This is a genomic window from Afipia sp. OHSU_II-C1, assembly GCF_000497575.1.
Classification (GTDB): domain Bacteria; phylum Pseudomonadota; class Alphaproteobacteria; order Rhizobiales; family Xanthobacteraceae; genus Afipia.
This window is the reverse complement of record NZ_APJI01000011.1, coordinates 53,839-80,065: the sequence shown is the minus strand read 5'-3', so window position 1 is coordinate 80,065 and position 26,227 is coordinate 53,839. Positions and strand designations below refer to the sequence as shown.

The 26,227-nt window shown below is 61.4% G+C and carries 33 protein-coding genes; 32 read left to right on the top strand and 1 reads right to left on the bottom strand.

Annotated elements, in window-relative coordinates:
- Positions 1 to 164 precede the first annotated feature (164 nt).
- The 3 genes from I554_RS0112225 to I554_RS0112215 all read left to right on the top strand — a co-directional run bounded on the left by I554_RS0112225 (position 165) and on the right by I554_RS0112215 (position 5,931).
- Positions 165 to 1,289 carry a helix-turn-helix transcriptional regulator gene (locus tag I554_RS0112225; RefSeq protein WP_024574995.1) on the top strand — a complete coding sequence of 375 codons (1,125 nt, stop codon included), beginning with the start codon at positions 165 to 167 and terminating at the stop codon, positions 1,287 to 1,289.
- Between the two features lie 534 nt (positions 1,290 to 1,823).
- Positions 1,824 to 3,878, top strand: coding sequence for an FAD-dependent oxidoreductase (locus I554_RS0112220; protein WP_024574996.1), 2,055 nt, complete (start codon positions 1,824 to 1,826; stop codon positions 3,876 to 3,878).
- A gap of 76 nt (positions 3,879 to 3,954) precedes the next feature.
- Positions 3,955 to 5,931 (top strand): ABC transporter ATP-binding protein, encoded by a 1,977-nt coding sequence (locus tag I554_RS0112215; RefSeq protein ID WP_024574997.1) that lies wholly within the window; start codon positions 3,955 to 3,957, stop codon positions 5,929 to 5,931.
- Positions 5,932 to 6,145: 214 nt separating this feature from the next.
- Here I554_RS0112215 and I554_RS0112210 read toward each other — a convergent pair whose 3' ends face one another.
- Complete coding sequence (locus tag I554_RS0112210) at positions 6,146 to 7,312, bottom strand: NAD(P)/FAD-dependent oxidoreductase (RefSeq protein WP_024574998.1); 1,167 nt, start codon at positions 7,310 to 7,312, stop codon at positions 6,146 to 6,148.
- Between the two features lie 263 nt (positions 7,313 to 7,575).
- Between I554_RS0112210 and I554_RS0112205 the strand changes: the two genes are divergently transcribed.
- The 29 genes from I554_RS0112205 to rpsM all read left to right on the top strand — a co-directional run bounded on the left by I554_RS0112205 (position 7,576) and on the right by rpsM (position 26,203).
- Complete coding sequence (locus I554_RS0112205; protein WP_024574999.1) at positions 7,576 to 8,706, top strand: GNAT family N-acetyltransferase; 1,131 nt, start codon at positions 7,576 to 7,578, stop codon at positions 8,704 to 8,706.
- 722 nt (positions 8,707 to 9,428) lie between these two features.
- Positions 9,429 to 9,800 (top strand): 30S ribosomal protein S12, encoded by a 372-nt coding sequence (gene rpsL / locus I554_RS0112200; RefSeq protein WP_002712306.1) that lies wholly within the window; start codon positions 9,429 to 9,431, stop codon positions 9,798 to 9,800.
- 15 nt (positions 9,801 to 9,815) lie between these two features.
- Positions 9,816 to 10,286: a 30S ribosomal protein S7 gene (gene rpsG / locus I554_RS0112195; protein ID WP_002712305.1), complete on the top strand. Its 471-nt coding sequence runs from the start codon at positions 9,816 to 9,818 to the stop codon at positions 10,284 to 10,286.
- A gap of 33 nt (positions 10,287 to 10,319) precedes the next feature.
- On the top strand, positions 10,320 to 12,392 hold the full coding sequence (gene fusA / locus I554_RS0112190) for an elongation factor G (protein ID WP_024575000.1): 2,073 nt from the start codon (positions 10,320 to 10,322) through the stop codon (positions 12,390 to 12,392).
- 37 nt (positions 12,393 to 12,429) lie between these two features.
- Positions 12,430 to 13,620, top strand: coding sequence for an elongation factor Tu (gene tuf / locus I554_RS0112185; protein WP_006021070.1), 1,191 nt, complete (start codon positions 12,430 to 12,432; stop codon positions 13,618 to 13,620).
- Between the two features lie 81 nt (positions 13,621 to 13,701).
- Entirely contained in the window at positions 13,702 to 14,010 is a 309-nt protein-coding gene (gene rpsJ, locus I554_RS0112180) for a 30S ribosomal protein S10 (RefSeq protein WP_002712302.1), read from the top strand.
- 51 nt (positions 14,011 to 14,061) lie between these two features.
- Positions 14,062 to 14,787: a 50S ribosomal protein L3 gene (gene rplC, locus I554_RS0112175; protein ID WP_024575001.1), complete on the top strand. Its 726-nt coding sequence runs from the start codon at positions 14,062 to 14,064 to the stop codon at positions 14,785 to 14,787.
- Positions 14,787 to 15,407, top strand: coding sequence for a 50S ribosomal protein L4 (gene rplD / locus I554_RS0112170; RefSeq protein WP_024575002.1), 621 nt, complete (start codon positions 14,787 to 14,789; stop codon positions 15,405 to 15,407). The genes rplC and rplD overlap by 1 nt, the downstream gene beginning before the upstream one ends.
- Entirely contained in the window at positions 15,404 to 15,703 is a 300-nt protein-coding gene (locus I554_RS0112165; protein WP_006021067.1) for a 50S ribosomal protein L23, read from the top strand. The genes rplD and I554_RS0112165 overlap by 4 nt, the downstream gene beginning before the upstream one ends.
- A gap of 11 nt (positions 15,704 to 15,714) precedes the next feature.
- Positions 15,715 to 16,551, top strand: coding sequence for a 50S ribosomal protein L2 (rplB, locus tag I554_RS0112160; RefSeq protein WP_024575003.1), 837 nt, complete (start codon positions 15,715 to 15,717; stop codon positions 16,549 to 16,551).
- A gap of 12 nt (positions 16,552 to 16,563) precedes the next feature.
- Complete coding sequence (gene rpsS, locus I554_RS0112155; protein ID WP_002712297.1) at positions 16,564 to 16,839, top strand: 30S ribosomal protein S19; 276 nt, start codon at positions 16,564 to 16,566, stop codon at positions 16,837 to 16,839.
- 18 nt (positions 16,840 to 16,857) lie between these two features.
- On the top strand, positions 16,858 to 17,244 hold the full coding sequence (gene rplV / locus I554_RS0112150) for a 50S ribosomal protein L22 (RefSeq protein ID WP_006021065.1): 387 nt from the start codon (positions 16,858 to 16,860) through the stop codon (positions 17,242 to 17,244).
- A 15-nt stretch (positions 17,245 to 17,259) separates the two neighbouring features.
- Positions 17,260 to 17,961, top strand: a complete 702-nt coding sequence (gene rpsC, locus I554_RS0112145) for a 30S ribosomal protein S3 (protein ID WP_006021064.1) — start codon at positions 17,260 to 17,262, stop codon at positions 17,959 to 17,961.
- Between the two features lie 34 nt (positions 17,962 to 17,995).
- Entirely contained in the window at positions 17,996 to 18,409 is a 414-nt protein-coding gene (rplP, locus tag I554_RS0112140) for a 50S ribosomal protein L16 (RefSeq protein ID WP_024575004.1), read from the top strand.
- A 6-nt stretch (positions 18,410 to 18,415) separates the two neighbouring features.
- Positions 18,416 to 18,622: a 50S ribosomal protein L29 gene (rpmC, locus tag I554_RS0112135; protein WP_002712293.1), complete on the top strand. Its 207-nt coding sequence runs from the start codon at positions 18,416 to 18,418 to the stop codon at positions 18,620 to 18,622.
- Between the two features lie 10 nt (positions 18,623 to 18,632).
- Positions 18,633 to 18,878 carry a 30S ribosomal protein S17 gene (gene rpsQ, locus I554_RS0112130; RefSeq protein WP_006021061.1) on the top strand — a complete coding sequence of 82 codons (246 nt, stop codon included), beginning with the start codon at positions 18,633 to 18,635 and terminating at the stop codon, positions 18,876 to 18,878.
- A gap of 39 nt (positions 18,879 to 18,917) precedes the next feature.
- Complete coding sequence (gene rplN / locus I554_RS0112125) at positions 18,918 to 19,286, top strand: 50S ribosomal protein L14 (protein ID WP_002712291.1); 369 nt, start codon at positions 18,918 to 18,920, stop codon at positions 19,284 to 19,286.
- Complete coding sequence (rplX, locus tag I554_RS0112120; RefSeq protein WP_024575005.1) at positions 19,286 to 19,600, top strand: 50S ribosomal protein L24; 315 nt, start codon at positions 19,286 to 19,288, stop codon at positions 19,598 to 19,600. Before rplN ends, rplX begins: the two co-directional genes overlap by 1 nt.
- On the top strand, positions 19,593 to 20,150 hold the full coding sequence (gene rplE, locus I554_RS0112115) for a 50S ribosomal protein L5 (protein ID WP_024575006.1): 558 nt from the start codon (positions 19,593 to 19,595) through the stop codon (positions 20,148 to 20,150). The genes rplX and rplE overlap by 8 nt, the downstream gene beginning before the upstream one ends.
- Positions 20,151 to 20,202: 52 nt before the next feature.
- Complete coding sequence (gene rpsN, locus I554_RS0112110; RefSeq protein WP_006021058.1) at positions 20,203 to 20,508, top strand: 30S ribosomal protein S14; 306 nt, start codon at positions 20,203 to 20,205, stop codon at positions 20,506 to 20,508.
- 14 nt (positions 20,509 to 20,522) lie between these two features.
- A complete protein-coding gene (gene rpsH, locus I554_RS0112105; RefSeq protein ID WP_006021057.1) occupies positions 20,523 to 20,921 on the top strand; it encodes a 30S ribosomal protein S8 in 399 nt (132 codons plus the stop codon).
- A gap of 13 nt (positions 20,922 to 20,934) precedes the next feature.
- Positions 20,935 to 21,468: a 50S ribosomal protein L6 gene (rplF, locus tag I554_RS0112100; protein WP_024575007.1), complete on the top strand. Its 534-nt coding sequence runs from the start codon at positions 20,935 to 20,937 to the stop codon at positions 21,466 to 21,468.
- An 11-nt stretch (positions 21,469 to 21,479) separates the two neighbouring features.
- Positions 21,480 to 21,842 carry a 50S ribosomal protein L18 gene (gene rplR, locus I554_RS0112095; RefSeq protein ID WP_006021055.1) on the top strand — a complete coding sequence of 121 codons (363 nt, stop codon included), beginning with the start codon at positions 21,480 to 21,482 and terminating at the stop codon, positions 21,840 to 21,842.
- Between the two features lie 72 nt (positions 21,843 to 21,914).
- Positions 21,915 to 22,493 carry a 30S ribosomal protein S5 gene (gene rpsE / locus I554_RS0112090; protein ID WP_006021054.1) on the top strand — a complete coding sequence of 193 codons (579 nt, stop codon included), beginning with the start codon at positions 21,915 to 21,917 and terminating at the stop codon, positions 22,491 to 22,493.
- An 82-nt stretch (positions 22,494 to 22,575) separates the two neighbouring features.
- On the top strand, positions 22,576 to 22,773 hold the full coding sequence (gene rpmD, locus I554_RS0112085; RefSeq protein WP_024575008.1) for a 50S ribosomal protein L30: 198 nt from the start codon (positions 22,576 to 22,578) through the stop codon (positions 22,771 to 22,773).
- 11 nt (positions 22,774 to 22,784) lie between these two features.
- The gene (gene rplO / locus I554_RS0112080; protein WP_024575009.1) at positions 22,785 to 23,303 is read left to right on the top strand and encodes a 50S ribosomal protein L15; all 519 of its coding nucleotides are present in this window, start codon (positions 22,785 to 22,787) and stop codon (positions 23,301 to 23,303) included.
- 133 nt (positions 23,304 to 23,436) lie between these two features.
- Complete coding sequence (gene secY / locus I554_RS0112075) at positions 23,437 to 24,768, top strand: preprotein translocase subunit SecY (protein WP_024575010.1); 1,332 nt, start codon at positions 23,437 to 23,439, stop codon at positions 24,766 to 24,768.
- Positions 24,765 to 25,673 (top strand): adenylate kinase, encoded by a 909-nt coding sequence (locus I554_RS0112070; RefSeq protein ID WP_024575011.1) that lies wholly within the window; start codon positions 24,765 to 24,767, stop codon positions 25,671 to 25,673. Before secY ends, I554_RS0112070 begins: the two co-directional genes overlap by 4 nt.
- Before the next feature lie 161 nt (positions 25,674 to 25,834).
- Positions 25,835 to 26,203: a 30S ribosomal protein S13 gene (gene rpsM / locus I554_RS0112065; protein WP_006021049.1), complete on the top strand. Its 369-nt coding sequence runs from the start codon at positions 25,835 to 25,837 to the stop codon at positions 26,201 to 26,203.
- Positions 26,204 to 26,227: the final 24 nt, after the last annotated feature.

Sequence of the window (26,227 nt, the reverse complement as noted above, 5' to 3'; positions counted from 1 at the left end):
CAGCCATGACTAAAAAAGGCCGCCCTCAGGGCGGCCTTTTTGTTAGGGTGGCGGACTTTTCAGCGGCCCCACGTGTTTACGCTTATGTGATCCTCCTCACGCAGGCGGCCGGAACACCATGCTATTTTTATAGTTCTTGATCTGATGCCATTGCGAGGCCTGTTTTGCAGCAGCATGACCGCCTGATTGCGGCGATTGAAGCCATCTATGCCGCAGCGTCCGATCCCTCTCGCTGGCCCTCGACCCTCGAGATCGTCACGGAATGCTTCGACGATTTCGGGGCAATCCTTATTTATGGCCGCGATGACGGTAGTTTCGGCGTCATCGAATCTCCTTCACTGAGGGAAGTGAGCGCCGAATACGCCCAGAATTGGAGCGATCGCGATATCCGGGCAATCCGGGCGCGGGAGCGCGGCTATTTCTTCAAGCGGGATATCATTACGGATCGCGATCTTCTGACGCCTGAGGAAATGGAGACCGATCCGTTCTACAGCGACTTTCTGCGGCGGTATGGCTTGAAATATTTCGCCGCCGCGACCGTCTCTCCGGACCCTCATATTGAGGTCGCGTTGAGTGTGCAGCGCGCGATCGGCCGCCCTGAATACTCGGAAGACGAGTTGCACATACTGGAGCGGCTTGCCCCGCACGTGGAAACATCGCTGCGATTGAGCATTCATCTGATGGACTCCCAGGCCGTCAATGCCGGCATGGGTACTGCGATGGCCCGGATCGGAATCGGCGTGTTTGCGCTGGACGCGATGGGCCGCGTGGTGTCATCGAATGCGGCCTCTCAGGCGCTGCTCGGCGACGGATTGAATATCGTGAACGACCGCCTAGTGCTGGCAAATCCAGCCGCGAGCGGGGAGGCCGTGACCGCGATCCGGAATGCCCTCGACGGGAACCGGATTATCCTGTCGCAGGAAACCAAACCGATCCTGGTCCATCGGCAGCACGCCAGCCGGCCGCTGGCGCTGTATGTGCTGCCGATCCCGGCGAAGAATGTCGGCAACGGTTTTCTCACCCGTGCGCGGGCGATTGTGCTCTTGATGAATCCGACCGCCGACGGCATTCCCGATCCATCGCTGATCCGCGATGTTCTCGGTGTAACGCTGGGCGAGGCTCGCATTGCCGCACTGGTGGGTTCCGGATTATCGCCAAAAGACGCTGCGGAGCGGCTTGGAATTGCCGAAGAAACCGCGCGATCGGTCCTGAAGCGAGTTTTTTCCAAGGTGGGCGTGTCGCGCCAGAGCGAGCTTGCCGCCATGATGGCGCGGCTCGTCATCAAATAGCGCAGGCGGGTGCTTCGGGACCTGATGTTCGTCCTGAGCAATACCTCTTACGGCTTTGACCCATTTGGGGGATGTATCGCCCGGCGGCCGTATTACTGTGTGGCTATTCTGTGACCAACTCACACGCGCACACGATTGGGCAGGGCGATTAGAAACGGGCGATTAGTTTGAAGCCATAGGACATGATCGCCTCGCGGTGATTATTTTGGTGTTCGTGGCTCGGAATACTGAGGAACACCTCCATGGGCCGGCGCCAGCCGGCCTATTTCTTTTCCGGCATGCGGTCCCCCGCCACCTGAGCCGCCCTCCCGGGCGGGTGCTGCCGGTGTTGCGATGCCGGCGCTCTGATTGCCCTCGCTCCCGGCAAGGCCAAGCCGGAACAGCAAAAAACGCTGTTCTTTTAGGCACCGCAGGCCTTTTTCGTGTCGGATCGCGCTTTGTTCATCTTCCCTTCAGATGAAAAACGCATTTGTTTAAGCTGAGTTAGACCGGCTTAAAACCCGAACGGGCACCCGGCGAGGGGCGAAGGACGACATGCTCGATCTTGCGATTGTAGGCGGTGGCCCGGGTGGCCTGATGAGCGCCTGGTACCTCAAGAAGAAACTTGGGGCGCTTTGCCGCGTCACGATCTACGAGGCGTCCGATCGCGTCGGTGGGAAAATCCTGACCAAGAAATTCGATACCGCGCCGGCGATGTACGAAGCGGGCGTGGCCGAGATCTATGACTACTCGATGACGGGTCCTGATCCGCTGCGGGAGCTGATCCAGCATTTCGGCTTGCAGACCATCCCGATGGACGCCGAGCAGGTGCAGCTTGACGGAGAACTGCTGGACGATGTGCCCGGCATGCGGCGCAAGTACGGACCGCAGACCGCCAAGGCGATCGAGGATTTCCGCAAGCTCTGCACCAAAATGGTGTCACCGACGGAGTACTATGAGGGCGTCGGCGCCCACGACAACGAACATCCATGGGCCTACATCAGCGCCGAGGAACTGCTGGACCGTGAAGTCGCCGATCCGGTCGCCAAGCGCTTCCTGAAAGTGATGGCGCGGTCGGACATCGCCACCGAGCCGCACAACACCAACGGGCTCAATGCGCTGAAGAACTTCGTGATGGATGTGGACGGCTACATTGGCCTCTACTCGATCCAGAACGGCAACGAGCAACTCATCCACAGCCTGCGAAGTGAAATCGAGGCCGACATTCAGTTGAACCATCGAGTTCTCAAAGTCGGCAAGGCGGATTCCGGCCGCTACGCCATCAACATGATGAACGGCAAGGGGCCGATCACCAAGGAGCACGACCTCGTCGTGATGTGCCTGCCGCATTCGTGGCTGACCACCATGAACTGGGATGGCGAACTGCTGCGCCATTCGATGATCAAGCACATCGCTTACTTCGATCGTCCTGCGCACTACCTGCGCGTCTCGATCCTGTTCGATGAGCCGTTCTGGGGTGACAAGGTTCCGGGCGCGTGGTGGATGTCCGAGGCGTTCGGCGGCTGCTGCGTTTATGTCGAAGGCGCACGGCATGATGTCGGCCGACACGGCGTGCTGAACTGGCTGATTCCGGGCTCGGACGCGCTGGCGTTCGCCAATCTCAGCGACAAGGAACTGATCGACGCGGCGATCAAGTCGTTGCCGAAGTCGTTTGGCAATGCCCGCGCGCATTTCCTCGAAGGCAAGACCCACCGCTGGCTGTCGTCGGTGAACTGCATTCCGGGCGGATTGCCTGCGCGCGACGTGATGACCAACCATCACCCTGAGCCGACAGATCATCCCGGCTTTGTTGTGGTGGGTGATTATCTGTTCGACTCCACGCTGAATGGCCTGCTGGACTCGTCGGATGCGGCGACCGACATCATCCTCACGCAGATGATCAAGCTGCGTTATGAGCGCGGCGAGAGCGGCAACGTGCCGTCCGACAAGATCGATCGCGCCTATTTCGACAACTATCGCAACACCGGCCCTTACGGGGAGGTGTGGAACAAGTTCACCGATCCGGACTATCTGATGAACCTCATCAAGATCGTCTGGAACCGGGCCAAGGGCTACAAGCTGCTGGTCGCCGGTTCGGCGAGCGGTGAGCTGGTCGGTGCGCTGCGCGAACGCGGCATCGATGCCTGGGGTGTCGAGAACAACCGGTACATCCACGGCAAGACGCCGAAGGCGCTGCGCAAGTACAACAAGCTCGGCTCGCTCACCAAACTGCCGTTCAAGGCCGAAGAGTTCGATTTCGTTTTCGAGACCAGCCTCTGCCACGTCTCGCCGAAGCAGGTGACCCGTGCCGTCCGCGAACTCAATCGCGTGGTGAAGACTGGTTTCGTGTTCGGATCGATCACCAGCGACATGGCGCCGGCCCTGATCGACCGCTACGACCTGCTGCGCGGTGTCAAAAAACTGGGCACCTGGTGGGAATGGTCCGAACTATTCTTCGGCAACGGTTTCGACCTGTCCATGCATCGCCGCGATACCACCGACGCGGTTTGGGACGCGACGCTCGCGGCGAACAAGGGGCCGGGCGACTGGTACGCCGACGCCGACAGCCTGCGTTATTCGTTCTTTGACAAGATTGCCGACGACGACTAATCGCTTAAGGCGCACCGGTCGTCCGGCCGTTGCGGCGAGTGATTGCGGCCGTTTGGCCGCGCAGCGACGGTTTTAGATGGCAACGAGGCCGCCCACCCCGGATACCGAGGAGCCAGCGTCGGGCAAGCCGCTCGACGATGAAGCTGTGCGCCTTGCTGCGGCACAAGCCGATATTCCTGCGCCTCCCGAGCCGGACGATATCGACGACGATGATGACGACGACGATGAGGATCTCGTCGCCTATACCGCGAGCGAGGCCGCGGGCGCGTTCGCGACCCTGTGGCGATTCACCTGGCCGCACCTTCGCAATTACAAGACCTGGCTCAGCTTCGTCGCGATCGGCCTGTTTATCGAGACGTTGTTCAACGTCATCATGCCGCTCAGCCTGAAATTCCTGATCGACGACGCGCTCGGCGAGGAGGATTTCCAGGCGCTCTACACCATTCTGGGTGTGCTGGCTGCCGCGGGCATCATTACATCCATTGTCGCGGTCTGGTATGAGCGCTGGGATGCGCGGCTGGCGGCGGCGGTTATCTCCGACGTCCGCTCCCGGCTGTTCGAGCACGTCCAGAACCTGCCGGCGGCATTCTTCGGGCGCACCAAGCGCGGCGAGATCCTGTCGCGTTTTTCCGTCGACATGGCGGGCTATGAATCATCGGTCAAGCATTTCGCCAACAGCGCGATGCTGCCGTTCCTCGAGCTGATCGCCGGCATCGGCCTGATGATCTGGCTGAACTGGCAGCTTGCGGCGGTCGCGCTGCTGATCTTTCCGATCACGCTGATCGGCCCGCGCATCCTGACACCCAAGGCCGTTCAGGCGAACTACGAGCAGAAGGTCAACGAGTCGGCGATCCTCGGCGTGGTGCAGGAGAATGTCGCCGCGCAGATGGTGGTGAAGGCGTTCGGCCTGCAGCGCAAGGCGTTCGGCTGGTTCTCCTTCCGCAACAACGCGGCACGCCGCTCGATGGCGGATGCGACCTTTCTTTCGACCATGGTGGAACGCACCGTCACCGTGTCGGTGCTGCTGCTGCATCTGATCGTGCTGGCGATCGGCGCCTATCTCGCCACCATCGGCAAGATTTCCATCGGCACGTTCGTCACCTTCGAAAGCGCGTTCTGGGAAATTTCCTACAACATCGCGCATCTGATGCACTTCATTCCCGTCGCGATCCAGGCCGCCGCTGCTGTGCGCCACATGGAAGAATTGCTTGACGAGCCGACGCGCGGCGCCGACCGGCCCGGCGCGCCGGATCTGCCGCGCATTACCGACAACATCGCCTTCGATCGGGTGGTCTTCAAATACGAAGGCAGCGACAACGCGGTTCTGGACGGTCTCTCGCTAAAGCTCGGGGCAGGAAAGAACATCGCCATCGTCGGACCGAGCGGCTCGGGCAAGAGCACGCTGCTCAATCTGATCCTGCGCCTTTACGAGCCGAACGAGGGCAAGGTCACCATCGACGGCGTCGATGTCCGCAGGGTGACGCGCGACTCGCTGCGGAGGAGCATGGCGGTGGTGTTCCAAGAGAACATGCTGTTCAACATGTCGCTCCGCGAGAACATCCGTCTCGGCAAGGACGGCGCGACGGATGCCGAGGTCGTGGATGCGGCGAAGAAGGCCGAGATTCACCAATACATCATGACGCTGCCGCAGAAGTACGACACGGTGGTCGGCGAGCGTGGCGATACGCTGTCCGGCGGCCAGCGCCAGCGCATCGCGATTGCGCGCGCCATTGTCCGCAATCCGTCGGTGCTGCTGCTGGATGAGGCGACCTCGGCACTGGACCAGACCACGGAAGCGGCGATCAACCGCACGCTGCTCAAGGTCGCCAAGGGCCGCACCATGATCTTCTCGACCCATCGGCTGACGTCGGTGGTCGACATGGACGAAATCATTGTCATCAGCAACGGCAAGGCCATCGAACGCGGCCCGCACGCCGAGCTGCTCAAGGCTGACGGCATGTACCGGAAGCTCTGGGACGACCAGCTTCATCAGTCGCATCATCCGGCCGAGGATGACGACGACGATGATGATGATGATGATGATGACGAGTGATCGCGCGTTTTGCGGCTGATTGAAACATCGCGGCGCCCGCGATCTGCTCACTCACCCCGTTGGGGAGAGGGGTGGAGTGAGGGGCCCTCAGTCTATCGAGAGATTCTACGCCCTCACCCGACTTCGCTGTCGCGAAGTCGACCTCTCCCCACGGGAGAGGTGGGTTGAACGATAGGCAGGCTCATTCAATCTCAATTGAAATGTGAGATAAGTGTTACGGCTGCGCCGTCCGACGGACAGACAGCGTTTCGCGCGCATGACGCAATGCGCCGAGGCCTGCGCGATGCAGGAAGCGGACCCAGCGGCGGACATGCCACGGCAGTCCGGTATCGATGGAAATCGAACGCAGGTCGTACGCCTGGCGCTGTGACGAGGCGTCGTTCGCGCACTTTTCCGGATCGTTGTAGAATTGTGAAATCTTCGCCGCGCCCATGCCCTCGCTGGCAAGCCACGCCGGAATGTAGGCGTTGCACAGCCGCTGCACGTCCATGAATACTTTGCCGGTGCCGGTGCCGGCAGCAGGACAGGACGTACAGAAAGCGTCGCCGACGAGGACGATGCCGGCCTGCCGGTGTCCCTTGGTGATGTAGAGATCGGCGGGACGAATCTTGATGATGCCGTCGACCTTGAACTCGCCGGAGAGGGCGCGAAGGTTCGGCATCAGTTCGTGGATGGCCTGTTCCGGTGTCTGGCGCATGCGCCGCAGCCAGGGATCGTCCATGCCGCGATAGACCATGAGGTTGGCCCGCATGGCGGAGCCGATCGGGAACAGCGTCAGATAGGACATCTGCGCCGCCGAACTCTCGGTGAAATAGGTCAGTGCGGGAAATTCAAACGCGTCGCGGCCGACGGGTACGACGTTGAAGCCTACGGTGATGGAGTGGCACGGGCTGATGACCTCGCGCTCGATGCCGAGGGTGTGACGCAGGCCGATGTTCAGGCCGTTTGCCAGCACGATCAGCCGCGCGGAAATCTCTTCGCCGTTCGACAGCGTCAGCGTCTGCCGATCGGCGCTGGTTGCAACGGCGGTGACCTTGGCCTCGATGAAATCCACGCTGCCGGGAATCTGGCGGCGGACGGTGTTCACCAGGTCGTCGTAGATGATGCCGTGCTGATCGCTCGGCTTCTTGTCGAGCAGGCGTCCCAGCCGGGCGGTCCATGCGCTATGATCGAGCGTTGTAGCGGCAAGCACTGCATCCGCGATGCCAGTCTTGCGCAGCAGGTCGAGCTGATAGCCGCCGAGCTTTTCGCAGCGGAAGTCGGGTGGATAAATCTTGTGAGGATCGATCAGGATCGTGGAGATCCTGGCGCGGCCGAGCATCGCGGCTGCGGTCGATCCCGCGAGTCCGCCGCCAACGATGGCGATGTCCGTGTGCCGCATGTTTCGCCTCTTGTTCGAGCTACTTAGCACTACGGCTGCAAACTCGACTAAAGCTTGAACGAAACGTGGTGAACATCCGGTGAGGTTAATGCTGCGAAAACGCGAGTATTAACGATTAAAATGGTTGCGGCTTGCCTGCGGCGGGCCGCCGCAGCATTAATGGAACCGGGGGGTGGCTTTAGTTCTTGGATTGCAGTCGTGCACCCGCAATTTGGCACCGCGAGAATGCGGCCTGGACGCGCTTCGACGCAGGTTTGGCCTTCATGATTTCAATTACCGTCGCAAAGCCGGGCCAGAATATCAGCGCGCAGTGGGATGATCTTATCCGGCGTGCGCCCGGCAACGCATTCATGAATCCCGTCGCGTTGAAGGCGGCCTTCGACACCATGTTCGCTGCCGTCTATGTGCTGCTGGCCTGGGAGGAGGGCGTCGAGTCCGCGCGGCTCGTGGGTCTGTGGGCCCTGCAGCAGCGCAGCGTCATGATGTTCTGGCCGGCGATGCTCGAAGCCCGTCCTTACAACTATGCGTTCCTGTCGACGCCGGTGGTCGATCCTGCCTTTGCGGGCGAGGTGATCCCGGCGTTCTTTGCCGCAATCCGCAACCATCCCGCGCTGCCCAATGTGGTCAGCCTGAAGGAGATGGATGCCGACTCGCAGGCCTATGCGGCGATCCAGAAAACGATAGCGGAGGAACATCACGCGCATCTGACCTTGACCCGCACCTTGCGGCCGTCGGTGACGCGTGAGAAGGGCGTGAAGAATTCGGGCTCGACCCGCAAGAAGCTGCGGCAGGACTGGAACAGGCTCTCGGCTCTCGGCACGCTTGAAGTGGCCAATGAGCGCAACGTGGACGCGGCGAAAGCGGCCTACGAGCAGTTCCTCGGCCTGGAAAAGCGAAGCTGGAAGGGCGCCGAAGGCACCGCGATTCTTTGCAGCGAGCGGGACACGGCGTTTACCCGGCGGCTGATCGGGGACCTCGCGGCGGAGGGAAATGCTTCGGTGGCGCTGCTGCGGCTCGACGGCCGGGTCATTGCCGCCCAAGTGGTCATGTATTGCGGGCCAACGGCCTACACCTGGAAAATCGCGTTCGACGCGGAGTTTGCGAAGTATTCGCCGGGCGCGGTGCTGATCGACAAGCTGACCGAGCAGCTCTTCACCACGACGGACGTGCAGGCCATCGATTCGTGCTCGGCGGAGGGCAGCTTCATGGCCCAGCTCTGGACCGGCCGAAAAACCATGGTCGATATGGTGGTCGATGTCGGCTCGACTCGCTCGCTGGTGTTCGCCCTAGAGGCCGCCCGGCAGTACGGCTATGAGCGCCTGCGGGATCTGCGGGACTGGTTGCGGGCAACGTCCCTGATTCCGGCGAAGCGGCGGCTGGCTCCGACTCCATGAACCACGATGTCCGTAATTCCTTGTAAGCTATTGAAATAAAACTATATTAGACATCGGCAAGGGTGGGTCGTTGCCCATTCTGCCGGGCCGCGCCGGGCGTTTGCGATCTGCGCAGGTCTCCGGCGCAGCCGCGGAGGGAGGGTCCCACGGCGCAGAATCGGCCGGATTTCATGCGGCGGGGGATTCGCGCAAAGCGTCACAGTCGGCGGCCTCGGGGCGTCGCACGGTGCGCAAGAAGTGGCTCTGGCGCTTGCTCTTTTCGCATGTCGTTTGGTCTTGACTTGAGTGTGCATGGCTTATAAAACCCGCCCACTTCACGACAGGCGGTGAGCTTCCCTGCGTCGGAACGGATCACCTTTTCAGCCCCGCGCTTTATCCGGGATGAAACGGCACCAACCTCGACGAATGTCGCTCAAACGCTGTCGGCACTAGCCAGGCAATGCCAGGACATACTTGATCTCTCGGGCCACCGCGCTTTCGCGCACGCCTTAAAAGGTCAGTCTCGGATGCATGACCACAGTTTCGATTGTGGTCCTCTGTGGCGTTCAAGCGCTTTCCATTCGGACCCGAATGGATGGCGCCGTTTCGTTTTGCGCATGCTGAGTGCGCGGTGCGGATCGATGAACCCCGGTGTGGTGCCGGCGTGAAGCGGGTGGGGCAGTTGCTCCGAATGAATTTGCGAGGCCGATAAGGCTTCGCGCGAACAAGGGTGAAGGCGAACGATGCCGACGATCAACCAGCTGATCGCGAATCCACGCGAAGCGCAGAAGTCGCGCAAGAAGGTGCCAGCGCTGCAGCAGTCGCCGCAGAAGCGTGGCGTTTGCACGCGCGTCTATACGACGACTCCGAAGAAGCCGAACTCCGCGCTTCGTAAGGTCGCAAAGGTGCGCCTGACCAACGGCTTCGAGGTCATCGGCTACATTCCGGGTGAAGGCCACAACCTTCAGGAGCACTCGGTGGTCATGATCCGCGGCGGCCGCGTGAAGGACCTTCCCGGCGTGCGCTACCACATTCTCCGCGGCGTCCTCGATACGCAGGGCGTCAAGAACCGCAAGCAGCGCCGTTCGAAGTACGGCGCGAAGCGTCCGAAGTAAGCGGGAGCATTTTCGATGTCGCGTCGCCATTCGGCTGAAAAGCGTGAAGTGAACCCGGATCCGAAGTTCGGGAACATCATTGTCACCAAGTTCATGAATTCGATCATGTACGACGGCAAGAAGTCTGCCGCCGAAAACATCGTTTACGGTGCTTTCGACCTGATCGAGCAGAAGACCAAGCAGGGCCCGCTCACCGTGTTCGAGCAGGCGCTGGAAAACGTCATGCCGACCATCGAAGTGCGTTCGCGCCGCGTCGGTGGTGCGACCTACCAGGTGCCGGTCGAAGTGCGTTCGACCCGCCGTCAGGCGCTCGGCATCCGCTGGCTCATCACGGCTGCCCGTGGCCGCAACGAAAAGACGATGACTGAGCGGCTCTCCGCTGAGCTGCTCGATGCGTCGAACAATCGTGGCAACGCAGTCAAGAAGCGTGAAGACGTGCACAAGATGGCGGAAGCCAACCGTGCCTTCTCGCACTATCGCTGGTAACGGCGAAACGAACGGAAATTAAGGACAGCCGCTATGCCCCGCCAACATGCCATCGAGGACTACCGTAATTTCGGTATCATGGCGCACATCGACGCCGGTAAAACGACGACGACCGAGCGCATCCTCTATTATACCGGCAAGAGCCACAAGATCGGCGAAGTGCACGAAGGTGCCGCGACGATGGACTGGATGGAGCAGGAGCAGGAGCGTGGCATCACGATCACCTCGGCTGCGACCACCGCGTTCTGGAACGGCAAGCGCCTGAACATCATCGACACCCCCGGCCACGTCGACTTCACCATTGAAGTCGAGCGTTCGCTGCGCGTGCTCGACGGCGCCGTTTGCGTTCTCGACTCCAACCAGGGCGTCGAGCCGCAGACCGAAACCGTCTGGCGCCAGGGCGACAAGTACAAGGTTCCGCGCATCGTCTTCGCCAACAAGATGGATAAGACCGGCGCGGACTTCTACAAGTGCCTGCAGGACATCATCGATCGTCTCGGCGCGAAGCCGGTTGCGATCCAGCTTCCGATCGGCTCCGAAAACAATTTCGTGGGCATGGTCGATCTCGTGATCATGAAGGCCTACGTCTGGAACAACGAAGCGCTCGGCGCGAAGTTCGACGTTGTCGACGTTCCGGCCGATCTCGTCGACAAGGCGAAGGAATACCGCGAGAAGCTCGTCGAAGCCGCTGTTGAGCTCGATGACGACGCCATGGCTGCCTACCTCGACGGCAACGAGCCGGACGAGGCGACGCTGAAGAAGCTCATCCGCAAGGCGGTGCTGACCGGTGCGTTCTATCCGGTGCTGTGCGGTTCGGCCTTCAAGAACAAGGGCGTTCAGCCGCTGCTCGACGCCGTCGTTGAGTACCTCCCGTCGCCGGTCGACGTGCCTGCGATCAAGGGCACCGACGAGGACGGCAATGAGGTTCTCCGCAAGGCCGACGACAAGGAGCCGCTGGCTCTGCTCGCGTTCAAGATCATGGACGACCCGTTCGTCGGCACGATCACCTTCTGCCGCATCTATTCGGGCATCCTGATGAGCGGCACCGGCGTCGTGAACTCGACCCGCGAGAAGAAAGAGCGTATCGGCCGCATGCTCCTGATGCATGCGAACAACCGCGAAGACATCAAGGAAGCCTATGCCGGCGACATCGTCGCCCTGGCAGGCCTCAAGGAAGCTCGCACCGGCGACACGCTGTGCGACCCGGATCATCCGGTCATCCTTGAAAAGATGGAATTCCCGGAGCCGGTCATCGAAATCGCGATCGAGCCGAAGTCGAAGGCCGACCAGGAAAAGCTGGGCGTTGCGCTGGCGAAGCTCGCTGCGGAAGATCCGTCTTTCCGCGTGTCGACCGATCACGAGTCCGGCCAGACCATTCTGAAGGGCATGGGCGAACTCCATCTCGACATCAAGGTCGACATTCTCCGCCGCACCTACAAGGTCGACGCCAATATCGGCGCGCCGCAGGTTGCGTTCCGCGAGAAGATCACCAAGCCGGCCGAGGTCAAGTACACCCACAAGAAGCAGACCGGCGGTACGGGTCAGTTCGCCGAAGTGTCGCTTGTGGTCGAGCCGAACGAGCCGGGTGCCGGTTTCGTATTCGAATCGAAGATCGTCGGCGGCGCGGTGCCGAAGGAATACATCCCCGGCGTCGAAAAGGGCCTCAACAGCGTGATGGGGTCGGGCGTTGTCGCCGGCTTCCCGGTGGTTGACGTCAAGGTCCAGCTCGTGGACGGCAAGTACCACGATGTCGACTCGTCGGCTCTCGCCTTCGAAATCGCGTCGCGTGCTGCATTCCGCGAAGCGCTGCAGAAGGGCAAGTCGGTCCTCCTCGAGCCAATCATGAAGGTCGAGGTTGTGACCCCTGAGGATTACACGGGTTCGGTGATCGGCGATCTCAACTCTCGCCGTGGCCAGATCCAGGGTCAGGACATGCGCGGCAACGCCAACGTCATCAACGCGATGGTGCCGCTCATGAACATGTTCGGTTACGTGAACAACCTGCGCTCGATGAGCCAGGGTCGCGCGACCTTCACGATGCAATTCGATCACTACGCTGAAGCGCCGGCGAACGTGTCGGCAGAAGTCCAGAAAAAGTTTGCTTGATTTCTTTGACGCGAGTCAAAGTTGAACGGAGAACGTCATGGCTAAAGAGAAATTCGAACGTAAGAAACCCCACTGCAACATCGGCACCATCGGTCACGTCGACCATGGCAAGACGTCGCTGACCGCGGCGATTACGAAGGTTTTGGCCGAAGCAGGCGGCGCGACGTTCACCGCTTACGACCAGATCGACAAGGCGCCCGAAGAAAAGGCTCGCGGCATCACCATCTCGACCGCTCACGTCGAGTATGAGACCCCGAACCGCCACTACGCGCACGTCGACTGCCCCGGCCACGCCGACTACGTGAAGAACATGATCACCGGCGCTGCCCAGATGGACGGCGCGATCCTGGTCGTGTCCGCTGCCGACGGCCCGATGCCGCAGACCCGCGAGCACATCCTGCTCGCCCGCCAGGTCGGCGTTCCTGCGCTCGTCGTGTTCCTCAACAAGTGCGACATGGTCGACGATCCGGAGCTCCTCGAGCTCGTGGAAATGGAAGTCCGTGAACTGCTCTCGAAGTACAACTTCCCGGGCGATGACATTCCGATCGTTCGCGGTTCGGCGCTCGCCGCTCTCGAGAACAAGGATCCGAAGCTCGGCCACGACGCCGTTCTCGAGCTGATGAAGGCCGTTGACGCCTACATCCCGCAGCCGGAGCGTCCGATCGACCAGCCGTTCCTGATGCCGGTCGAAGACGTGTTCTCGATCTCTGGCCGCGGCACCGTCGTCACCGGCCGTGTCGAGCGCGGCATCGTCAAGGTCGGCGAGGAAATCGAAATCGTCGGTCTGAAGGCCACCCAGAAGACCACCGTCACCGGCGTCGAAATGTTCCGCAAGCTGCTCGATCAGGGCCAGGCTGGCGACAACATCGGTGCGCTGCTCCGCGGCACCAAGCGCGAAGAAGTCGAGCGCGGCCAGGTTCTCTGCAAGCCGGGTTCGGTCAAGCCGCATACCAAGTTCAAGGCTGAGGCTTACATCCTCACCAAGGAAGAGGGCGGACGTCACACCCCGTTCTTCACCAACTACCGTCCGCAGTTCTACTTCCGCACGACCGACGTGACGGGCGTGGTTCACCTGCCGGAAGGTACCGAAATGGTGATGCCGGGCGACAACATTGCGATGGAAGTGCACCTGATCGTGCCGATCGCGATGGAAGAAAAGCTTCGCTTCGCTATCCGCGAAGGCGGCCGCACCGTCGGTGCAGGCGTCGTCGCAAGCATCATCGAGTAAAGACGCGAATAGAGGGTAGCGAGTGGGAAACCGCTCGCTACTCACCACTCACTACTCGCTCTTAGAGAAAGACAAACGGCAATGAACGGCCAGAATATTCGCATTCGTCTCAAGGCGTTCGACCATCGGATTCTCGATACGTCGACCCGCGAGATCGTGAACACGGCAAAACGTACCGGTGCTCAGGTTCGCGGACCCATTCCGCTGCCGACGCGCATCGAGAAGTTCACCGTCAACCGTTCGCCGCACGTCGACAAGAAGAGCCGCGAGCAGTTCGAGATGCGCACTCACAAGCGTCTTCTCGATATCGTCGATCCGACCCCGCAGACCGTGGACGCGCTGATGAAGCTCGACCTGGCCGCCGGTGTCGACGTCGAGATCAAGCTGTAAGATTTTTGTTAAGTCCGCAGGTCGCGGACAGAAAGAACAGGAAGCACGCCGATGCGCTCCGGAGTGATCGCACAAAAGGTCGGGATGACGCGGGTCTTTACGGAGACCGGTGAACATATCCCTGTGACCGTGCTGAAGTTGGGCAATTGCCAGGTTGTTGGCCATCGCACCACTGACAAGAACGGTTATGTCGCTTTGCAGCTCGGTTCGGGCTCGCGCAAAAGCGTCTATCTGCCGAAGGCTGAGCGCGGCCAGTTCGCCGTCGCCAAGGTCGAGCCGAAGCGCAAGGTCGCGGAATTCCGCGTCTCGGAAGATTCGCTGATCCCGGTCGGCGCTGAAATCCAGGCGGACCATTTCGTCGTCGGCCAGTTCGTCGACGTGACGGGCACCTCGGTCGGTAAGGGCTTCGCGGGCGGCATGAAGCGCTGGAATTTCGGCGGCTTGCGCGCAACCCACGGCGTCTCGGTCTCGCACCGTTCGATCGGTTCGACCGGCGGCCGTCAGGATCCCGGCAAGACCTTCAAGAACAAGAAGATGCCCGGCCACATGGGCGTCGATCGCATCACCACGCTGAACCTGCGCGTTGTCCAGACGGACGTTGCGCGCGGTCTGATCCTCGTCGAAGGCGCCGTTCCCGGCTCCAAGGGCGGATGGATCACGATGCGCGATGCGGTGAAGAAGCCGCTTCCGAAGGAAGCTGCGAAGCCCGGCAAGTTCAAGCTGGCTGGCGGAACCGATGCTGCTCCCGAAGCGGCTCCGGCTGAGGAGGGCGCGTGATGGAATTGAAGGTCACAACCCTTGAAGGTAAAGCCGCTGGTTCGGTGCAGCTGTCGGACGCGATCTTCGGCCTTGAGCCGCGCAAGGATCTGATCCAGCGCGTCGTCAACTGGCAGCTCGCCAAGCGTCAGGCCGGCACGCACAAGGCCAAGGGCCGTGCGGAAGTCTGGCGCACCGGCAAGAAGATGTACAAGCAGAAGGGCACCGGCGGTGCTCGTCACGGTTCGGCTCGCGTTCCGCAGTTCCGCGGCGGTGGGCGTGCATTCGGTCCGGTCGTTCGCTCCCATGCGCACGATCTGCCGAAGAAGGTTCGCGCGCTCGGCCTGAAGCACGCCCTGTCGGCGAAGGCTCAGGACGGCGGTCTGATCGTGATCGAGAATGCCGATCTGAAGGACGCCAAGACCAAGGCGCTGCTCGGACACTTCTCGGGCCTGGAGATCACCAATGCGCTGATCATCGACGGCGCGGAAGTGAACACCGGTTTCGCGCAGGCTGCGCGCAACATTCCGCACATCGACGTGCTGCCGATCCAGGGCATCAACGTCTATGACATTCTGCGCCGTCAGAAGCTCGTTCTGACCAAGGCCGCTCTCGATGCGTTGGAGGCGCGCTTCAAATGAAGACTCAGGATGCGCGTCATTACGACATCATCGTTGCGCCGGTCGTGACCGAAAAGGCGACCGTGGCCTCCGAGCACAACAAGGTTGTGTTCAAGGTCGCGTCGAAGGCGACCAAGCCGCAGATCAAGGACGCGATTGAGAAGCTGTTCGACGTCAAGGTGAAGAGCGTCAACACGCTGGTTCGCAAGGGCAAGACGAAGGTCTTCCGCGGCCAGTTCGGTTCTCAGTCGGATACCAAGCGCGCTGTTGTGACCCTCGAAGAAGGTCACCGCATCGACGTGACCACCGGGCTGTAAGGCGAACGACGATGGCATTGAAAACATTCAACCCCACGACGCCAGGCCAGCGCCAGCTGGTGATGGTCGATCGTTCGGCGCTCTACAAGGGCAAGCCCGTCAAGGCTTTGACCGAAGGCAAGCACTCGTCCGGCGGACGCGGCAATACCGGCCGTATCACCGTGCGTTTCCGCGGCGGCGGCCACAAGCAGGCTTATCGCATCGTCGACTTCAAGCGTAAGAAGGTCGACGTGCCGGCCAAGGTCGAGCGCCTCGAGTACGATCCGAACCGCACCGCGTTCATCGCGCTGATCAAGTACGCCGATGGCGAGCAGGCTTATATCCTGGCGCCGCAGCGTCTGGCCGTTGGCGACACCGTCATCGCCGGCAGCTATGTCGACGTGAAGCCGGGCAACGTCATGCCGCTCGGCAACATGCCGGTCGGCACCATCGTGCACAACGTCGAGCTGAAGATCGGGAAGGGCGGCCAGATCGCCCGTTCCGCGGGCACCTACGCCCAGATCGTCGGCCGCGACCATGACTTCGTGATCCTGCGTCTGAACTCGGGCGAACAGCGCCTGGTTCATGGCCGCTGCATCGCCACCATCGGTGCTGTGTCGAACCCGGATCACATGAATATCTCGATCGGCAAGGCCGGTCGTACCCGCTGGATGGGCCGTCGTCCGCATAACCGCGGCGTCGTCATGAACCCCGTCGACCATCCGCACGGCGGCGGTGAAGGCCGCACTTCGGGCGGCCGTCACCCGGTTACTCCGTGGGGCAAGCCGACCAAGGGTAAGAAGACGCGTTCAAACAAGTCGACCAACAAGTTCATTCTCATCAGCCGCCACAAGCGGAAGAAGAAGTAAGGATCGCCGGACATGGTTCGTTCAGTCTGGAAAGGCCCGTTCGTTGAAGGCTCTCTGCTCAAGAAGGCAGATGCCGCGCGTTCGTCCGGCCGTCACGACGTTATCAAGATCTGGAGCCGCCGCTCGACGATCCTCCCGCAGTTCGTGGGACTCACCTTCGGCGTCTACAACGGTCAGAAGCATGTTCCGGTCGCAGTGAACGAGGAAATGGTCGGTCACAAGTTCGGCGAGTTCTCGCCGACGCGGACCTTCCACGGCCATTCGGGCGACAAGAAAGCCAAGAAGTAAGGGCTTGAGGACTTAGTCATGAGCAAACCAAAGCGCGAACGGGTTCTCCCGGACAACGAGGCAAAGGCGGTAGCCCGCATGCTTCGCGTCAGCCCGCAGAAGCTGAACCTTGTTGCGCAGCTGATCCGCGGCAAGAAGGCATCCTCTGCGCTCGCCGACCTGCAGTTCTCGCGCAAGCGGATCGCCGGCGACGTCAAGAAGTGCCTGGAGTCCGCGATTGCGAACGCCGAGAACAACCATGACCTCGATGTCGACGCTCTGGTCGTCGCAGAGGCGCATGTTGGCAACGGCATCGTGATGAAGCGTTTCGCACCGCGCGGCCGTGGCCGTTCGGGTCGTGTTTTTAAGCCGTTCTCGCAGCTGACGATCGTCGTTCGTCAGGTCGAGGCCGAGGCGAGCGCCTAAGGGCGGGAGAGAACGATGGGTCAGAAGATTAATCCAATCGGGCTGCGTCTGGGCATCAACCGGACCTGGGATTCCCGTTGGTTCGCCGGCAAGAACGAGTATGCGAAGCTCCTCCACGAGGACATCCGCATCCGTGAAATGCTGATGAAGGAACTGAAGCAGGCTGCCGTCGCGCGCATCGTGATCGAGCGTCCGCACAAGAAGTGCCGCGTGTCGATCCACTCGGCGCGTCCGGGCGTCGTGATCGGCAAGAAGGGCGCCGACATCGACAAGCTGAAGAAGAAGGTCGCCGAGATCACCGACTCCGACGTCGTGATCAACATCATCGAAATCCGCAAGCCGGAACTCGATGCGACCCTGGTCGCCGAATCGATCGCTCAGCAGCTTGAGCGCCGTGTTGCGTTCCGCCGCGCCATGAAGCGCGCCGTTCAGTCGGCGATGCGTCTGGGCGCCGAAGGCATCCGCATCAACTGCTCGGGCCGTCTCGGCGGCGCCGAAATCGCGCGCATGGAATGGTATCGTGAAGGCCGCGTGCCGCTGCACACGCTGCGCGCCGATGTGGACTACGGTGTTGCCACCGCGTTCACGACGTTCGGCACCTGCGGCGTGAAGGTCTGGATCTTCAAGGGCGAAATCCTTGAGCACGATCCGATGGCCCAGGACAAGAAGATGGCCGAAGGCGACAGCGGACGTCCGTCACGTCGCGATGCAGCCTGATTGAAATTCGAAGAAGGTTTGAGGGCGTAAAGCCATGATGCAACCAAAGAAGACGAAGTTCCGGAAGGCGCATAAGGGCCGTATCCACGGCGTCGCCTCGTCGGGCGCGACGTTGGCCTTTGGCCAGTTCGGCCTGAAGGCGATGGCGCCAGAGCGCATCACGGCGCGTCAGATCGAAGCCGCGCGCCGCGCGCTGACCCGTCACATGAAGCGTGCCGGCCGCGTCTGGATCCGCGTGTTCCCGGATCTGCCGGTGTCGAAGAAGCCCGCCGAAGTGCGAATGGGCTCGGGCAAGGGTACGCCTGAGTTGTGGGTTGCCCGCGTCAAGCCCGGCCGTCTCATTTTCGAGATCGACGGCGTGACCCAGCAGACCGCGAAGGAAGCGCTGTCGCTCGCCGCCGCCAAACTGCCGATCAAGACGCGCTTCGTTGCGCGCATCGCGGAGTAAGGAACCATGGCCGAACTCAAAGTCGAAGATATCCGCGCGATGAGCCCCGATCAGATGGACGAAGCCGTCCTCAATCTGAAGAAGGAGCGGTTCAACCTGCGCTTCCAGCGCGCCACCGGGCAGCTCGAGAACACCTCGCGCCTGCGTGAAGCTCGCCGCGATATCGCACGCATCAAGACCATCGCCGCGCAGAAGCGCGACGGCAAGAAGTAAGGGGCGAAAGATGCCGAAGCGTACTCTCCAGGGCGTCGTCGTCAGCGACAAGCAGGACAAGACCATTGTCGTGCGTGTCGACCGCCGCTTCACCCACCCGATCTACAAGAAGACCATTCGCCGGTCCAAGAACTACCATGCGCATGACGAGAACAACCAGTTCAAGGCAGGCGACACGGTCTGGATCGAAGAAAGCAAACCACTCTCGAAATTGAAGCGCTGGACGGTTGTTCAGAGCGACAAGAAAACAGCTTAAGCGCAACTTCGCGCATCAGAAAGAGGACGAGGTGCATCAATGATTCAGATGCAGACCAACCTCGACGTGGCCGATAATTCCGGCGCGCGCCGTGTCATGTGCATCAAGGTTCTTGGAGGCTCCAAGCGCCGCTATGCAACGGTGGGCGACATCATTGTCGTCTCGATCAAGGAAGCCATTCCGCGTGGAAAGGTGAAGAAGGGCGACGTGATGAAGGCCGTCGTCGTTCGCGTTGCGAAGGATATTCGCCGCGCTGACGGCTCCGTCATCCGTTTCGACCGCAACGCGGCTGTGTTGATCAACAACCAGTCCGAGCCGGTCGGCACCCGTATCTTCGGGCCGGTGCCGCGCGAGCTGCGCGCCAAGAACCACATGAAGATCATCTCGCTTGCGCCGGAGGTGCTGTAATGGCTGCCAAGATCCGCAAGGGTGACAAGGTCATCGTTCTGAACGGCCGCGACAAGGGCCGGACCGGCGAAGTGTTCGAGGTGCGTCCGTCGGACAACGTCGCGCTGGTGCGCGGCGTGAACCTGGTGAAGCGTCACCAGAAGCAGACGCAGGCACAGGAAGGCGGCATTATCTCGAAGGAAGCCCCGATCCACCTGTCGAACATTGCGCTCGTCGGCAAGGACGGCAAGCCGACCCGCGTCGGCTTCAAGATCCAGAAGGACGGCACCAAGGTGCGCATCGAGAAGCGCTCGGGAGCAGAGATCAATGGCTGAGACCGCATACGTTCCGCGCCTGCGCGCGCAATTCGACAAGGAAATCCGCGGCAAGCTGGTTGAGCAGTTCGGTTACACGAACGCTCTGCAGGTGCCGGTGCTCGAGAAGGTCGTGCTCAACATGGGCATCGGCGAAGCCGTCAATGACCGCAAGAAGGTCGAGCTGGCTGCTGCCGATCTCGCGCTGATCGCCGGCCAGAAGCCGGTCGTCACGCATTCGCGCAAGGCGATCGCGACCTTCAAGCTGCGTGAAGGCCAGGCCATCGGCGCCAAGGTGACGCTGCGCAAGTCCAAGATGTACGACTTCGTCGACCGTCTTGTGAATATCGCGCTGCCTCGCGTCCGCGACTTCCGCGGCCTCAATCCGAAGAGCTTCGACGGCATGGGCAATTACTCGCTCGGCCTCAAGGAGCATCTGGTGTTCCCGGAAATCGACTACGACAAGTCGGGCGAGACCTGGGGCATGGACATTACGATCTGCACCACCGCGACCACGGATGACGAGGCGCGCGCGTTGCTGATCGCATTCAATTTTCCGTTCCGGCAGTGAGACACTGAACTAGTCAGCGTCTCAAACGCGGAAAGGTATGGAGACTACTCGTATGGCGAAGAAAAGTTCAGTCGAGAAGAATAACCGGCGTCAGAAGATGACGAAGAACGCTGCTGCCAAGCGCGCTCGCTTGAAGGCGATCATCGCCGACAAGAACAAGCCGATGGAAGAGCGTTTCGCGGCGACGATCAAGCTTGCCGAGATGCCGCGCAATTCGTCGGCGACCCGCGTTCATAACCGCTGCGAAATCAGCGGCCGGCCTCACGCGGTCTATCGCAAGACCAAGATGAGCCGCATCGCGATCCGTGATTATGGCTCGAAGGGCCTGATCCCGGGCCTCGTGAAGTCAAGCTGGTAAGGGGAGGGTCGGACATGTCTACGCACGATCCCATCAGCGATCTCATCACCCGCATCCGCAACGCGCAGATGCGCAACAAGTCCAAGGTTTCGACCCCGGGCTCGAAGATGCGCGCCAACGTTCTCGAAGTGCTGAAGACCGAGGGTTACATCCGCGGCTACGCAGCGGTCGAGCATGCCGGCGGCCACAACGAGCTGGAAATCGAACTGAAGTATTTCGACGGCGAGCCGGTCATCAAGGAGATCGAGCGCGTGTCGAAGCCGGGTCGCCGGGTCTACGCGTCGGTGAAGAACCTGCCGCGCGTTCGCAACGGCCTTGGCATCTCGGTTCTGTCGACGCCGAAGGGAATCATGGCTGACCACGACGCGCGTGACGCGAACGTGGGCGGCGAAGTTCTCTTCACGGTGTTCTAAGGAAGGAAGATCAATGTCACGCGTAGGCAAAAAGCCCGTCGCGATCGCCTCCGGCGTCACCGCGAACATCGAAGGCCAGACCGTCAAGATGAAGGGCCCGAAGGGCGCGCTTCAGTTTGTCGTGCATGACGACGTTTCGGTCGAGATGAAGGACGGCGCGATCACCGTTGCGCCGCGCTTCGAGACCAAGCGCGCGCGTTCGCTGTACGGCACCGCTCGCGCCCAGATCGCGAATCTGGTCGAAGGCGTCACCAAGGGCTTCGAGAAGAAGCTGGAAATCACCGGCGTCGGTTACCGCGCCGCGTTGCAGGGCAAGAACCTGCAGCTCGCGCTCGGCTACAGCCACGACGTGATCTATCCGATCCCGGAAGGGATCACGATCACCGTGCCGAAGCCGACCGAAATCACCATCGTCGGCAACGACAGCCAGCGCGTCGGCCAGGTCGCCGCCGAGATCCGCAGCTATCGTCCGCCGGAGCCCTACAAGGGCAAGGGCGTGAAGTACGCCAACGAATTTATCTTCCGCAAGGAAGGCAAGAAGAAGTAACGGAGCCGGTCATGTCGAAACTCAAGGTCACGAATGCCCGGCGCAAGCAGCGCGTACGTCTTGCGCTGCGCCGGACGGCGAACGGGCGTCCGCGCCTGTCGGTGTTCCGCTCGTCGAAGCACATCTACGCTCAGGTCATCGACGACCTGAAGGGCGAGACGCTGGCTTCGGCCTCGTCGCTGGAAAAGACGATGCGCGATGCCGGCAAGACCGGCGCGAACATCGATGCAGCGAAGGCCGTCGGCAAGCTGCTTGCCGAGCGCGCCGTGAAGAATGGCGTCAAGGAAGTGGTTTTCGACCGTGGTGGCTATCTCTACCACGGCCGCGTCAAGGCGCTCGGCGAAGCCGCGCGCGAGAGCGGTTTGAGCTTCTAAGCTCAACCTTTGAAATTGGTTTGAACGGACACAAGGTCAGAGGCGAGAGCCTCACAAGGATTGGAAAACACCATGGCAGGTGAACGCGAACGCGGTGGACGCGAGCGGGGCGGTCGGGATCGGGAAGAGCGCGACAGCGAGTTCGTCGACAAGCTCGTCCACATCAATCGTGTGGCGAAGGTCGTCAAGGGTGGCAAGCGCTTCGGTTTCGCGGCTCTGGTCGTCATCGGCGATCAGAAGGGCCGGGTCGGGTTCGGCCACGGCAAGGCGCGCGAAGTGCCTGAAGCGATCCGCAAGGCTACCGAGTCCGCCAAGCGCAACCTGACGCGCGTCGCTCTGCGCGAAGGCCGCACCCTGCATCACGATATTGCTGGCCGTCACGGCGCCGGCCGCGTCTATCTGCGCGCCGCTCCTGCCGGTACCGGCATCATCGCAGGCGGCCCGATGCGCGCCGTGTTCGAGACGCTCGGCATCCAGGACGTGGTGGCGAAGTCGATCGGCTCATCGAACCCCTACAACATGGTTCGCGCGACGTTCGATGCGCTCAAGCACCAGGATTCGCCGCGCTCGGTTGCAAACCGCCGCAACATCAAGGTTTCCACGTTGCAGTCCCGCCGCGTCGGCGGCGACGCGGAAGCTGTCGCGGAATAACTAGGGCATGATCCGGAAAAGTGGTCTTCCGGTTTTCCGATAAGATCATGCCAGTCTGAAAAGACGTTTTGGAGTTAGGACAATGGCCAAGGCCGCAACGAAAACCATCAAGGTCGAGCAGACGGGTAGCCCGATCCGCCGTCAGGCCGCGCAGCGTGCGACGCTGATCGGTCTGCGTCTCAACAAGATCGGCCGTGTCGCTGAGTTGCAGGACTCGCCTGCGGTTCGCGGCATGATCGACCGGGTCAAGCACCTCGTTCGCGTCGTCGACGAGAAGTAAGGAAGCAAGCGATGAAGCTCAATGAGATCGCCGACAACAGCGGCTCGCGCAAGAAGCGCATGCGCGTTGGCCGTGGCATTGGCTCCGGCAAGGGTAAGCAGGCAGGCCGCGGCGGCAAGGGCCAGACCGCGCGTTCGGGCGTGCGCATCAAGGGCTTCGAGGGCGGCCAGATGCCGCTGCATCGTCGCCTGCCGAAGCGCGGCTTCAACAACATCTTCCGGCTCGACCTGACCGAGGTCAATCTCGACCGTCTTCAGGAAGCCATCGATGCCAAGAAGCTCGATGCGAGCGCAACCGTCAATGCGGAGGCGCTGGTGAAGTCCGGACTGCTGCGCCGTTCGAAGGACGGCGTGCGGCTGCTCGGCCGGGGCGAACTGAAGGCCAAGCTCAACGTCGAAGTGCACGGCGCGACCAAGTCCGCGATCGAGGCAGTCGAGAAGGCCGGCGGTACGGTGAAGATCCTGGCGCCGGCGAAGGACGCAGCCGCGCAGAAGGCTGCTGCCAAGAAGCCGAACAGGAAGGCTTCGTAAGGTTCGGCCGATCCCGCCTTTGTGACCGGCACCTGCGGCAAGGCTTCCTATATGGTCTTGCGAAGTCTTTAAAATCGCAGGTGGCGGGTCCATTAAGGCTCGGTACTGACGAATAGAAGGATCGGAGCCTCGGATGGCCTCTGCAGCGGAACAACTGGCGGCAAACCTCAACTTCTCGGCATTCGCCAAGGCTGACGAACTCAAGAAGCGCATCTGGTTCACACTGGGTGCGCTGCTTGTTTATCGGCTGGGCACTTACATTCCGCTGCCGGGCATCGATCCCAACATATGGGAGCAGGTGTTCAAGTCGCAGGCCGGCGGCATTCTCGGCATGTTCAACATGTTCGCCGGCGGCGGCATCCACCGTATGGCGATCTTCGCGCTGAACATCATGCCGTACATCTCGGCATCGATCATTCTTCAGCTGCTGACCACGGTGTCGCCTCAGCTCGAAGCCCTCAAGAAAGAGGGCGAGTCGGGCCGCAAGATCATCAATCAGTACACCCGCTATCTGACCGTCGTGCTCGCGACGTTCCAGGCCTACGGCATCGCCGTCGGACTTGAGGGAGCGGGCAACGTCGTTTCCGATCCCGGCATGTTCTTCCGCATCTCGACGGTGATCACGCTGACCGGCGGCACCATGTTCCTTATGTGGATCGGCGAGCAGATCACCTCGCGCGGCATCGGCAACGGCATCTCGCTGATCATCATGGCCGGCATCGTCGCCGAACTGCCGTCGGCAATCGCCGGCACCCTCGAGCTTGGCCGTCAGGGTGCGCTGTCCACGTTCCTGATTCTTGCAATCATCATCATGGCCGTCGCGGTCATCATGCTGATCGTGTTCGTCGAGCGTGCGCAGCGCCGCCTGCTGATCCAGTATCCGAAGCGCCAGGTCGGCAACAAGATGTTCGAGGGCCAGTCCTCGCATCTGCCGCTCAAGCTCAACACCGCGGGCGTGATTCCGCCGATCTTCGCGTCGTCGCTGCTGTTGCTGCCGACCACGATCGCGAGCTTCAACGCCGGGAAGGGACCTGAGTGGTTTCAGTGGCTGACCACACAGCTCAGCCACGGCCGTCCGCTGTTCCTCGTTCTCTATCTCGGCATGATCGTGTTCTTCGCGTTCTTCTACACGGCGATCGTGTTCAACCCGACCGAGACCGCCGACAATCTCAAGAAGCATGGCGGCTTCATTCCGGGCATCCGTCCAGGCGAACGCACCGCCGAGTACATCGACTACGTGCTGTCACGCATCACCGTGATCGGCGCGATCTATCTGGCGGTCGTCTGTCTGATCCCGGAAATTCTTATTTCTTACGCGTCGGTGCCGTTCTATCTCGGCGGTACGTCGCTGCTGATCGTCGTCAGTGTGACGATGGATACGGTCGCCCAGGTGCAGGGCTATCTGCTCGCGCACCAGTACGAAGGGCTGATCCGTAAATCGAAACTAAGGGGCCGCCGTAAATGAGGTTGATTCTTCTCGGGCCGCCGGGGGCGGGCAAGGGAACGCAGGCGCAACGACTGGTTCACAAGCACGGCATCGTTCAGCTCTCCACCGGAGAGATGTTGCGTGCCGCTGTGGCAGCCGGAACGCCGATCGGCCTCAAGGCGAAGGACATCATGGCCAGCGGCGCGCTGGTGCCTGATGACGTCGTGGTCGGGATTATCGCCGACCGCATCGAGGAGCCGGACGCGAAGAAGGGCTTCATCCTCGACGGCTTTCCACGCACCGTGCCGCAGGCGCAGGCGCTGGACGAACTGCTCAAGAAGAAGCACCTCAAGCTCGACGCGGTTGTCGAACTGCGCGTCAACGAGAGTGCGTTGCTCGAGCGGGTCGAAACCCGTGTCGCGCAGATGCGCGAGCGTGGCGAAGAGGTCCGTATCGACGATACGCCGGAGGTGCTCTCGAAGCGCCTCGCCAGCTATCGCGCCCAGACCGAGCCGCTGGTTCACTACTACTCGGAGAAGCGCAAGCTCATCACCGTCGACGGCATGATGACCATCGAGCAGGTGACCTCGGCGATCAACCGGGTTCTGGCCGCGCTGGAAGCCGATTCGGTGGCCAAGGCGGAGAAGAAGGCCGCGACCCGGAAGTCCTCCAAGACCGGGAAGACGGGCGGCAAGGCCAAGGGCGCCAAAAAGGCGGTCAAAAAGGCTGCCAAGAAAGTCGCCAAGGCACCCGCCAAAAAGGCCAAAAAAGCCGCCAAATCGGCGGGGAAGGCCTCCAAAGGCGGGAAAAAGACCGCCGCCAGGACCAAAAGCCGGTCCGGCGGAACCAAGGCGGCGAAGGCCCGAAAGACAACCCCGAAAGTGGCCAAAAAGGCCACGAAAAAGAGCGCCAAAGCCGCCAAGCGGTTGACGAAACGCCGCTAAATACATTAATAAGCCCGCATCCAGTCGGATAGTTCAGACGATGCCGGGCCCCGAAAGAAAAGTGGGGAGGGCGTCGTGTTTGCGTTTGTGAACACCCGCCCGACGCCAGAGACCTAACAACGACAAGCTGTCCGGAGCGGATGGCGACAGGAGCGAAGACCGTGGCCCGTATTGCAGGCGTCAACATTCCGACCAACAAGCGCGTTCTGATCGCGCTTCAGTACATTCATGGCATCGGCCAGAAGAACGCCGCGACCATCGTGGAGCAGCTCAAGATTCCGGCTGATCGCCGCGTCTCGCAGCTCACCGACGCGGAAGTTCTGCAGATCCGCGAAATGATCGACCGCGACTTCCTGGTCGAGGGCGACCTGCGCCGCGAAGTCGGCATGAACATCAAGCGCCTGATGGACCTCGGCTGCTACCGTGGCCTGCGTCATCGCCGCGGCCTTCCGGTGCGCGGTCAGCGGACCCACACCAATGCGCGCACGCGCAAGGGTCCGGCCAAGGCCATCGCCGGCAAGAAGAAGTAATTTCGTTTCGACCACTGAACTGAT

What these genes read in the sequence shown, in the direction of transcription:
- I554_RS0112220 (WP_024574996.1), top strand. Translation starts at nt 1,824, where the DNA reads ATGCTCGATCTTGCGATTGTAGGCGGTGGCCCGGGTGGCCTGATGAGC.
- I554_RS0112215 (WP_024574997.1), top strand. Translation starts at nt 3,955, where the DNA reads ATGGCAACGAGGCCGCCCACCCCGGATACCGAGGAGCCAGCGTCGGGC.
- I554_RS0112210 (WP_024574998.1), bottom strand. Translation starts at nt 7,312, where the DNA reads ATGCGGCACACGGACATCGCCATCGTTGGCGGCGGACTCGCGGGATCG.
- I554_RS0112205 (WP_024574999.1), top strand. Translation starts at nt 7,576, where the DNA reads ATGATTTCAATTACCGTCGCAAAGCCGGGCCAGAATATCAGCGCGCAG.
- rpsL (WP_002712306.1), top strand. Translation starts at nt 9,429, where the DNA reads ATGCCGACGATCAACCAGCTGATCGCGAATCCACGCGAAGCGCAGAAG.
- rpsG (WP_002712305.1), top strand. Translation starts at nt 9,816, where the DNA reads ATGTCGCGTCGCCATTCGGCTGAAAAGCGTGAAGTGAACCCGGATCCG.
- fusA (WP_024575000.1), top strand. Translation starts at nt 10,320, where the DNA reads ATGCCCCGCCAACATGCCATCGAGGACTACCGTAATTTCGGTATCATG.
- tuf (WP_006021070.1), top strand. Translation starts at nt 12,430, where the DNA reads ATGGCTAAAGAGAAATTCGAACGTAAGAAACCCCACTGCAACATCGGC.
- rpsJ (WP_002712302.1), top strand. Translation starts at nt 13,702, where the DNA reads ATGAACGGCCAGAATATTCGCATTCGTCTCAAGGCGTTCGACCATCGG.
- rplC (WP_024575001.1), top strand. Translation starts at nt 14,062, where the DNA reads ATGCGCTCCGGAGTGATCGCACAAAAGGTCGGGATGACGCGGGTCTTT.
- rplD (WP_024575002.1), top strand. Translation starts at nt 14,787, where the DNA reads ATGGAATTGAAGGTCACAACCCTTGAAGGTAAAGCCGCTGGTTCGGTG.
- I554_RS0112165 (WP_006021067.1), top strand. Translation starts at nt 15,404, where the DNA reads ATGAAGACTCAGGATGCGCGTCATTACGACATCATCGTTGCGCCGGTC.
- rplB (WP_024575003.1), top strand. Translation starts at nt 15,715, where the DNA reads ATGGCATTGAAAACATTCAACCCCACGACGCCAGGCCAGCGCCAGCTG.
- rpsS (WP_002712297.1), top strand. Translation starts at nt 16,564, where the DNA reads ATGGTTCGTTCAGTCTGGAAAGGCCCGTTCGTTGAAGGCTCTCTGCTC.
- rplV (WP_006021065.1), top strand. Translation starts at nt 16,858, where the DNA reads ATGAGCAAACCAAAGCGCGAACGGGTTCTCCCGGACAACGAGGCAAAG.
- rpsC (WP_006021064.1), top strand. Translation starts at nt 17,260, where the DNA reads ATGGGTCAGAAGATTAATCCAATCGGGCTGCGTCTGGGCATCAACCGG.
- rplP (WP_024575004.1), top strand. Translation starts at nt 17,996, where the DNA reads ATGATGCAACCAAAGAAGACGAAGTTCCGGAAGGCGCATAAGGGCCGT.
- rpmC (WP_002712293.1), top strand. Translation starts at nt 18,416, where the DNA reads ATGGCCGAACTCAAAGTCGAAGATATCCGCGCGATGAGCCCCGATCAG.
- rpsQ (WP_006021061.1), top strand. Translation starts at nt 18,633, where the DNA reads ATGCCGAAGCGTACTCTCCAGGGCGTCGTCGTCAGCGACAAGCAGGAC.
- rplN (WP_002712291.1), top strand. Translation starts at nt 18,918, where the DNA reads ATGATTCAGATGCAGACCAACCTCGACGTGGCCGATAATTCCGGCGCG.
- rplX (WP_024575005.1), top strand. Translation starts at nt 19,286, where the DNA reads ATGGCTGCCAAGATCCGCAAGGGTGACAAGGTCATCGTTCTGAACGGC.
- rplE (WP_024575006.1), top strand. Translation starts at nt 19,593, where the DNA reads ATGGCTGAGACCGCATACGTTCCGCGCCTGCGCGCGCAATTCGACAAG.
- rpsN (WP_006021058.1), top strand. Translation starts at nt 20,203, where the DNA reads ATGGCGAAGAAAAGTTCAGTCGAGAAGAATAACCGGCGTCAGAAGATG.
- rpsH (WP_006021057.1), top strand. Translation starts at nt 20,523, where the DNA reads ATGTCTACGCACGATCCCATCAGCGATCTCATCACCCGCATCCGCAAC.
- rplF (WP_024575007.1), top strand. Translation starts at nt 20,935, where the DNA reads ATGTCACGCGTAGGCAAAAAGCCCGTCGCGATCGCCTCCGGCGTCACC.
- rplR (WP_006021055.1), top strand. Translation starts at nt 21,480, where the DNA reads ATGTCGAAACTCAAGGTCACGAATGCCCGGCGCAAGCAGCGCGTACGT.
- rpsE (WP_006021054.1), top strand. Translation starts at nt 21,915, where the DNA reads ATGGCAGGTGAACGCGAACGCGGTGGACGCGAGCGGGGCGGTCGGGAT.
- rpmD (WP_024575008.1), top strand. Translation starts at nt 22,576, where the DNA reads ATGGCCAAGGCCGCAACGAAAACCATCAAGGTCGAGCAGACGGGTAGC.
- rplO (WP_024575009.1), top strand. Translation starts at nt 22,785, where the DNA reads ATGAAGCTCAATGAGATCGCCGACAACAGCGGCTCGCGCAAGAAGCGC.
- secY (WP_024575010.1), top strand. Translation starts at nt 23,437, where the DNA reads ATGGCCTCTGCAGCGGAACAACTGGCGGCAAACCTCAACTTCTCGGCA.
- I554_RS0112070 (WP_024575011.1), top strand. Translation starts at nt 24,765, where the DNA reads ATGAGGTTGATTCTTCTCGGGCCGCCGGGGGCGGGCAAGGGAACGCAG.